At 56.7% G+C, this 8,524-nt stretch carries 3 protein-coding genes and 5 pseudogenes; 4 read left to right on the top strand and 4 right to left on the bottom strand.

The features are described 5' to 3' along the window. The 4 genes and pseudogenes from CRT23_RS26795 to CRT23_RS26780 form a co-directional block, all read right to left on the bottom strand. Window positions 1-341, bottom strand: a pseudogene (locus tag CRT23_RS26795) (transposase); the annotation flags it as partial. Window positions 342-465: 124 nt separating this feature from the next. Continuing rightward, window positions 466-1,369 (bottom strand): annotated as a pseudogene (locus tag CRT23_RS29450) (IS630 family transposase); the annotation flags it as partial. Window positions 1,370-1,459: 90 nt separating this feature from the next. Beyond that, window positions 1,460-1,570, bottom strand: a pseudogene (locus CRT23_RS29445) (transposase); the annotation flags it as partial. A 400-nt stretch (window positions 1,571-1,970) separates the two neighbouring features. Beyond that, the gene (locus CRT23_RS26780) at window positions 1,971-2,309 is read right to left on the bottom strand and encodes a hypothetical protein (RefSeq protein WP_103712544.1); all 339 of its coding nucleotides are present in this window, start codon (window positions 2,307-2,309) and stop codon (window positions 1,971-1,973) included. A gap of 482 nt (window positions 2,310-2,791) precedes the next feature. Here CRT23_RS26780 and CRT23_RS28760 point away from each other — a divergent pair, with 482 nt between their 5' ends. The 4 genes and pseudogenes from CRT23_RS28760 to CRT23_RS29435 all read left to right on the top strand — a co-directional run. Then, the gene (locus CRT23_RS28760; protein ID WP_181017495.1) at window positions 2,792-2,950 is read left to right on the top strand and encodes a hypothetical protein; all 159 of its coding nucleotides are present in this window, start codon (window positions 2,792-2,794) and stop codon (window positions 2,948-2,950) included. 108 nt (window positions 2,951-3,058) lie between these two features. Further along, window positions 3,059-3,465: pseudogene (locus CRT23_RS29440) on the top strand (hypothetical protein); the annotation flags it as partial. Window positions 3,466-3,961: 496 nt separating this feature from the next. Next, window positions 3,962-6,289 (top strand): Wzz/FepE/Etk N-terminal domain-containing protein, encoded by a 2,328-nt coding sequence (locus CRT23_RS26770; protein ID WP_146056543.1) that lies wholly within the window; start codon window positions 3,962-3,964, stop codon window positions 6,287-6,289. Window positions 6,290-7,123: 834 nt separating this feature from the next. Next, window positions 7,124-7,335: pseudogene (locus CRT23_RS29435) on the top strand (IS5/IS1182 family transposase); the annotation flags it as partial. Window positions 7,336-8,524 lie beyond the last annotated feature (1,189 nt).

Raw genomic sequence — 8,524 nt, 5'->3', positions numbered from 1 at the left:
CTCGAATGGTCCCAGGCCTGATCGTCGATGCCCAGCCCTACGAACCAGCGGAACAACAGGTCGAACTCCAGCCGCTCCATCAGCTGCCGCTCCGAGCGAATCGAGTAGAACGCCTGCAGGAGCATGGCCCGCAGCAGCATCTCGGGCGGGATCGACATCTCGGGCGGGATCGACGGACGACCCATCCGGGCCGCATAGAGCGCCAAGAACGACCCGCTCAGGACCGCCAGCGCCTCGTCCGTCAGTTGTCGGCGGCCCGCCGAGGATGATCGGACCGGACCCGAGCCTCCAGGTCCACATACGAGAACCAACGCCCCCGAACGCCGATCCGAGCCCCGCATCTGACTTCCCCGTCCGCTGCCGGGACGAAGTGAATCATGCCAACCCCTGGCACGCCACGGACTTCTTCAACACCCTGCTTGGCCTGAGCCGCGTCCCACCGTCCGCGGTGAGGAGTGCGCCAACAAATCCAGGGATCAGACAGGAGGCCGCTAGCAAGGTGAAGTGGAAGGTGAAGCCGCGGGTGGTAGGCGAGCCAGGCGCGCACGTTCGGGTGCTTGTGGCTTCCGGAATTGTCGAGCACGACGGGAATCACTTTGCCCGCAGGGACTGCGGCTTCAATGGCGTATCCGCAAGCGGATGAACTCACCATGGCGATGGCGCTGCATGCAGCGGTCGAGCACCTTGCCTACCAGCACGTCGAGGGCGGCAAACCACATCGTGCGGCCGTGGCGGGTGTAGTCGCGGGTCTGAGCGGCGGGATGTTCCTGGGCCGAGGGGCTGGTCAGGACGGGTGCGCTCCAGGGCGTGGATCTGAGACTTTTCGTTGATGGACAGCACCACCGCATGGGCGGGCGGGTTTTATATAGAGACCCGCCACATCCTCCACCTTCTTGGCGAAGGCTGAGTTGTGGGAGCGCTTACAGGTGCGCACCTGGTGCGGCTGCAGGCTGTGCGCCTCCTAAATCCTTTGCAGGTCGAGCAAGAAGATCCCGACGCGCTTGGCCAGGACGCGCCCGGCCCAGTGCGTGACCTCGTTCGGCGGCTCCGAACAGGTCAGCGCCAGCACCTTCGCCCCTGAGCGTGTGGGATGCGGCGCGGTGTCGGGTGAGCGGGTCTTGTCGCGCGGCCAAGCCCTCGACACCCTCCTCGGCAAAGGGCTGCTGCCATCACCAAACGGCGGGTCCGCTGACGCCAGCTTGCCGAGCCACCTCCTGCACCTTCAGGCGCTCGGCCGAGAGCAGGATAATGTGCGCCTGCAAGATGTGCTTGAGGGAGCGGGATCGATCTCGGCAATTGCGAAAACCGCTAACTCAGTTGCGTCATTCAGGAGCAAACAGACGGTCTGAGCCGTCGCCCAGCCTCGCATGCATCACACCTTAAATAAATCGTCTGATTGCGTCAGTGAACTTCTCCAAAGGGCATTAGTGTCACTTCCTTCTGGGCGTCTCGCCGGATGGTACTTCCTAGGCGTCAGGCCAAAGCAGGGTCCAATGGCTCGTGATGAGCGGAACTGCTCCGGATCGTCTACCGTCGCCACGAAGGTCAACGCCGTCAGGACGCTCACGCCGAGTGTTTTCATTCGTCGATGCGCCCTCTCGTCCTGGCGCGCCATGGCTCGCACTCGACGCTCAAAGCCGCGGAGTTCCTCCGCGAGCACCTCTCGTGCTTTCAGCGCGGTCGCGATCCCCTCCAAAGCGGGATGGTCGTCGACCAGCGTCCGTATCTGGGCCGGATAGGTCTTCGGCGTGGCGGCGCTTACTCAGCACCTTCGTCTCGCGGACGACCTTCCCCTAAGCTCGACTTTGGCCAATTAGACAGGGGGTTAAGGGGTGTGATGACGAAGCGGGCATGATGGGTAGGTTCGGGTCGTCTCGACCAAGAGACACCCGGTGCCTGATCGGCCGCCCGCTTCGACGACCTCATCCTGGCGTTCGCGCCGCCGTTCGTCCATTTTCGTGGCAACACGCTCAGGTTCTGTTGATCGGCGCGATCCTCACTCCGGGTAATGCACGGTAACCGGCGTCCTGTGGATCATGGACCGCGCAGGAGCGGCGATTCGTGAACGTCCACCGCATCCTCAACCGCGCCGCGTGGTGCCCGCGCACTGACAGCCGCATCCTGTTCGAACTTATTATCGACGCCTTCGTGCCGCACGGCCCCGTGATGCTTAAGCTCGACGATACGATCGAGCGCCGCCGCGGCAGGTGGTTCAGGGCCAAGGATATCTGCTGCGATTCGGTGCGCTCGTCGGACAGCCATTTCATTAAGGTGAGCGGGAATCGCTGTATGGGCTTGATGGTGCTCATCCCAATCCCGGGCCGAGCGGATCTGGGCTGTGCCGTTCCCCACCGCGGTGGTGCCGTCCGAGCGTGCCTACCGCGAGCGGGGCCGCCGGCACAAGCCGCTGCTCGACGTCGGGCGAACCCGTCCTCCAGACCCCCCGCGGGTTGCCGGGGCGCGACCTCGTGCTGGTTGGCGACCGCGGGTTCTCGACCTTACTGTTCCTCGACGCTATGCGTCACGACGGCATCACTGCGATCCCCCGCCTGCGGCGCGATGCGGCGCTCTACGAGCCCGCCCCGCTGCGGCTGCCCGGCACGATCGGACGCCCGCGGACCAAGGAAGCGCGGCTGCATACGCTCGCCGCGCCCTTCACGGCCAAGGAGGCGCGCCAGCCACCAGCTCACGGTGCCGGGCTGCTACGGAGTAGGCACGCGGGTGATCGAGATCGCCTCGGCGACTGCAGCGTGGGGGCACGGCGGCCTTTCCGTCGTGTCGATCCGCTCCCGTGCTCGTCCGCGATTCCAAGGCGCGCGTCGCACCTCGGGCCCTGCTCTACACCGACCTCGACCGCCTGTTCGCGCAGATCGTGTCCTGGTTCGCGCGCCACTGGAGCGCCGAAATTACCTTCCGAGAAGTCCGCCGCCACCTCGGCGTCGAGACGTGAGCGGCAGTGGTCCGACACGACAATCGCCTGCACAATGGTCTGCCTGCTTGGCCTGTTCTCCATCGTCACGCTTCTGGCTGCACGGCTCCAGGCCCGCCAACGGCAACGAAGCGCCAAGCGCTGGTCGACACGGACGAGCGTGCACTCGTCCTCGATTCACAGCCTGCTGACGCGCAAGACCAAGACGCAACTGTTTCGTTACTGGGCATCTCGCGCCGAAGCTTTCCATTCCTCACCAAGGCCTTGGCCGACGCCGGCTATGCCGGTGACAAACCGGCGAGCGCAACGATCATCGCCGTCGAGTCGTGCGCAAGCAGACAGATCAAGTTGGCTTTGCTGTTCATCAACTCAAGTAGGGCGTTGAACGGTTCTTCGCCTGGATCAGCCGCAACCGGCGCCTCTGGAAGGATCCGGAGCCGATTGTCGTTTCCGACAAAGCCTTCCTCTATGACGCAGCCGTTATAATCCTGTCAGAGGCTTCGAAAGATGAACCTGTCTTCTCGGACAGACTTTAAGCATCCCCGATACAGACGTAAGAGTCTTTCAGAAACACGTCGATCTCAACATACTGCTTCATGTTCGTTCCTCAATGATACCCCGCGTAGGCTCAAACCTTACGACATTGATTTTTGACACCATCATTCTGAGGGACGACCACTCAACCTCAAGCGGCCAAGTTTTCAGGGCGCCCGTTACATCATCTAGGCGCACGGGGACTGCCAACGCATCGTCCGTAATTTTGCATGTGCAGGCTGCCCTCAAAGTTTGGAGTAAGCAGGAATGGTGCGAGCACCACCCCCAATCCTTCCTCTCATTGAACGTCGTTCTGCCTCACGACGATGTTGCCGGCCACCGCTCACGCTTCGAACCGTATGATCCTACCACTGGCTTTGAAAGGAAAGGGCCACAACTCATTGATTTACCTCGAATCCTTTTAAACTCGGCTTTTCCGTAGGCATGTACGATCGAGGTTTGGCATTAGCACATCCTGCGTGATAAACGAGATCGAACGTGAGTCAGAAACGGCCACAGGTTGGGCAAAAATTGAGCCCTGGCAGGCGGGTAATTATGGAACATCCAGGTAAGATCTACAGCTCTTCGATCACACATAGTCCCAGTCCCGTCACCGATCGAACTGAGGGGCTTCCGCAGTTCGATCTACAGAAAATACTCGGTATTTTTTCGCGACAGAAGCTTATCATTCTTGGTGCAGTCTCTATCTTTTTGCTACTGGCAATTTCTTATCTGATGATTGCTTCGCCAAAATATACCGCAACAGCATCAATTATGATAGATACTCGGCGAGTTCAGCTTTTCCAACAGTCGCAAGATGCGGTGGTGAGTGATGCAATAGTTGATACAGCGGCAATTGACAGCCAAGTAGAAATATTGAAATCGGAAGAAGTCGGACGCGAGGTGATCCGCAGACTGAAACTTTCGAACAATGACGAGCAAACTTCAAAATCTTCCGAAACGACCAGCGGCATATTTTCTACATTATTTGGCGAAGGGGATAGCCAGGATGATCAGCCAGGCAACACAGCCGAGCTAAAATCCCGAACCGCCCTGAAAAGATATATGAAGGATGTTCAGGTTAAGCGCGCTGGAACAAGCTATGTGATTGAGGTAAGCTATAGGGCGAAGAACCCACAAATCGCAGCAGATGTAGCGAACGAGATCATCACTGTTTATAGCGATGATGAAATCAGATTCAAGACGCTTGTTGTTAAACGAACAACAGATTGGCTCGAGGGCCGTATCGCTCAACTGCGTGAACAAGCGAGCGCGGCGGACCGGGAGCTCCAAAATTTTAAATCCAGTGAAGGATTGATGGACGCTAATGGGCGCCCAATCGACGAGCAACAGCTGTCTGAGTTAACAACCCAGCTTGCGGCCGCTCAACTCGAAGCAGTTCAGTCGAAGGCCCGATATGATCGGATAGTCGAGGTGGTCAAATCTGGAGTTCCAGATGCAAGTGTTGCCGATTCATTGAAAAACGATGTCATTGTTAAATTGAGACAAGAATATAATGATACTTCTCGTCGTCAAGCTGAATTCGAGCAGAGGTATGGCGCAACTCACCAAGCGACTGAGCAGTTGCGTGCCCAAATGCGCCAGACTCAAAGACAACTACGTGAAGAGCTTGGACGCATTGCGGAAGCCTACAACAATGATTACAAGGTCGCACAAAGTCGGCTCGAAGACCTAAATAAAAGTAAAGAGGTGTTATATAAGAAAGTTTCCGACGTTCGTCTAGCTCAAGTTCAGGCTAGAGAGCTGGAGAGCAAGTCTCAGTCGTTGAGGGCTATGCACGATAGCTTCTTGCAGCGCTATGTACAGGCAATTCAACAGCTATCTTCACCAACGGCAGAAACGCGCGTAGTAGCTAAAGCTCTCCCACCACTTGATCCAAGTTCGCCTAACAAGCTATTGATCTTGAGTGCTTCTTTGATGATTGGCACCGTATTCGGCTTTGCTGGTGCTTATGGGAAAGAAGTGTTCGATACAAGCATTCGAACGCGAAATCAGGCAGCTTTGGCATTCAGGGCGTCGTGCTTAGGCTTACTACCAACTGTCGACGCGAAAGCTGTGGGTGGAGTACGGCTAGTCAGCACGTCTCCACGTCAGATAGAAATTGATGGTGGGTTGTACGGGTACTCCGTTAAAAACAGGTCTTCTCTCTACTGTGAAACTATTCGTCACGTAAAATACGCCGTTGATTTGAAGAGAAGTTCCGGCGTTGGATATAAATTAGGTATTTCTTCGATTGGTGAAGGCGAAGGAAAAACGACTTTCGCAATAAACCTTGCTATGCATTTAGCTAGCATTGGCCATAAAGTACTGCTAGTTGATTGTGACTTTAAACGCCCTGGCTTGTCTAGAGCCCTCTTTTCAAACTTAGTAGTCGAGAATCCCAGTCAATCAGGCCAATCTACCAAGGTAGGAGAAGCTCTATGGACTGAAGTAAATACCCAACTTAATATATTTCCTGTTCCTTCAGGATCGTCATATTCTACCAGCGATGATTTTCTCTCCTCTGGTGCTTTCGGCGAGCTAATGACAAAAATTTCAGATCACTATGATTTTATAATAGTCGACTTGCCTCCAGTAGCTCCCGTCGTTGACGTGAAAGTAATGACTTCAGCGCTAGATGGCATACTAATGGTATGTCAATGGGGACGGCATCAATCCGAAGTCGTTTCGAATGCTATTTCAGAGAGCTCGCAACTAAGGAGCAAAATTGTTGGTGTAGTTTTATCGAGAGTCGACTTGAAGCAGTACCGGTCGATCGCCCGAGGTGAATTTGAATATACCGATACCGAGTACTTTGCGTCATGACACCTTAAGGTCTGAATGATTCAAGTAAAGTCTCACTCATAGACGGTGCTTTAGCAGACGTTAAAGCTAGTGTGCTGACGCGGCTAGAGGGTTCCCGATCAGTTTGATGCGTGCCGGTCTGGGCCGAAGCTCAGACCGCCTGCGTGCTTCTCGACGCCGCCGCTCGGTCACAGTTGATCAAGATCGCCGGGGATCGATCCCGCACCTCAAGCACGTCCTGCAGGCGCGGTCGTTCGTCTCTCGTTCGAGCGTCGGAGCGTGCAGGACGTGGCTCGACACGCAGGCGCCAGTTGGCCCGCGGTCCGGAGCCGGCGGCAGCGCTTTGCGGAGGAGAGTGTCGAGGGCTTGCTAACGCACAAGACGCGTCCGCCTAGCATCCTACCTCGTTCGACCCGGACTGTGGCAAATGTATTGGCGCTGACCTGCTTGGAGCTGCCGACGAGGTAACGCACTGGACTGATCGTTCCGGCACCGAACGGATCGGGTTCTCTCAGCTCTCCGTCCAGGGGATTTGACGGGAGGATCAGCTCCAGCCGCATCGGGGCACGCCTGCACTCGCTTGCGCGACCTCATCTTCGCTGCGAAGTGGGAGAACGGTGTGGGGCACAACATAAGTACCGCACAGGCCGTCGTGATGCGCGACAATCAGGGTGGTAACTCGTGTCGTTTTTTTAGGGGATGCTCCCGAAGGTTTAGCGGGTTGCCTCACGGATATGTTCCTGGAAGTGTCACGGCCGCCTGCGCTTGGTTCCGAATGCCGAGCATTAGGTTCGGAAGGAATAAGTTTGGCTCGACAAGTATATCTGAGATTACTTTCAGGTTAAGGAGTTGCCGATCGCCGAATTCTGGTTGACGAAGGAGCAGTTTCCAAGATTGATTTTCATCTGCGGACAGATACCCGGGGCAAGGAGTGTGTCGACGACCAACGCGTGTCCAGCGAGAGCACCCATGTCTTGAACTCCGGCAGGCGTTGGATCGTTGCCGCGCCTGAGATTTACGGTCCGAATAAGACCTTCTACAATCGCTTCGTTCGCTGGACGGCGGAGGAAGCTTTCAGAGACAAGTCGATCCCAGCCTTTTGCCTCATAATCGGTCCTCGATGATGCTTGGCACTGGCCCAAACCTGACGCCATTGACTTCGGACACCATCATTCTGGGGCGCGACCACCCAATCTCAACCGGGCCCGTCTACGGCGCGCCCGTTGCATCATCTTTCTGTCTGGTTACGAAACATCATTGGGCGCAGAGCGTTTTACTATGGTAGCACATGCATGGCGCTTTGAGGATATGTGCTGCCGTGTTAATAGCAGGTGTCAAAAGAGTTCAGACCAGTAGTGCTTGTATCAATATCCGATGCTGTTATAGGCGGGTGGCATCTACCTGCAGTAGGCCCCATCTACCTTCTGAGACGTTTTTCGACTTTTTTAGCAGTCTTCTAGGGGAGCTCGCTGATCCTCGCCATTCTTCTTCAGGCTCGTACTACCCCAGCTGTTCGGGCCAAGATCGACCGAGCGCTCCGGTTTGCAAGCCAAGCGCTTCGGCGCCACCATCAGGACCGCCGGCGAATTGCAATTAGGAGCGCGCCAACGTATGCGCGCTCAGCCGGTTATTGGCTTTACCCTCGACTTTCCGACCTTTATTGTCAGCCACCTCCTGCCGCACCTCAACCGGAACGCTGCTTATCGCATCCACAAGGCGGAGGGCCCCGATTCTCTCCCGCCCTCCGACCCACAGGCGCGCTTGTGACCGTTTGGTTCCAGGTCACAAATCTGCTGAACGACTGCGGCTCCTGCTTCACGGTCGATGCTTTCGCGACTGCTTGCCAGCCACACGGTGTGCAGCATCGTAAAACGCGCCTCCACACGCCGAAGGCAAAACGGCATGGTGGAGCGCTTCCACGGTCAGATGCAGCCCGAGGTACGAGAGATTACACTCCACAGCTACAGCGAGTCGGAGATTGCCCTGCGCGGTCGGAGATTGCCCTGCACGGCTTAAACGCTGCTTACAACGGCCATCGTCAGCGCGTCCTGAAAGGTCTCTCGCCCGAGATGGTCCTGCGTCCGCGCCTTGAAGTCGTGCCTGCGTTGGTCAATCCAACTTACAAACCATCCATTTCCAGCCTCATCAACCGAGCGCTGCACATCGTCGATGACATAAAGAAAGTTTCACAATCTGGCGGCTAGCACTACCTGGGCACTTTGAAGGATCGTGATGCGTTGTCTGCCTGACGATGGC

It is taken from the genome of Methylobacterium sp. V23, from assembly GCF_002917135.1.
GTDB lineage: Bacteria > Pseudomonadota > Alphaproteobacteria > Rhizobiales > Beijerinckiaceae > Methylobacterium.
The sequence above is the reverse complement of the archived record's forward strand: the minus strand, read 5'-3'. Positions and strand labels throughout refer to the sequence as shown.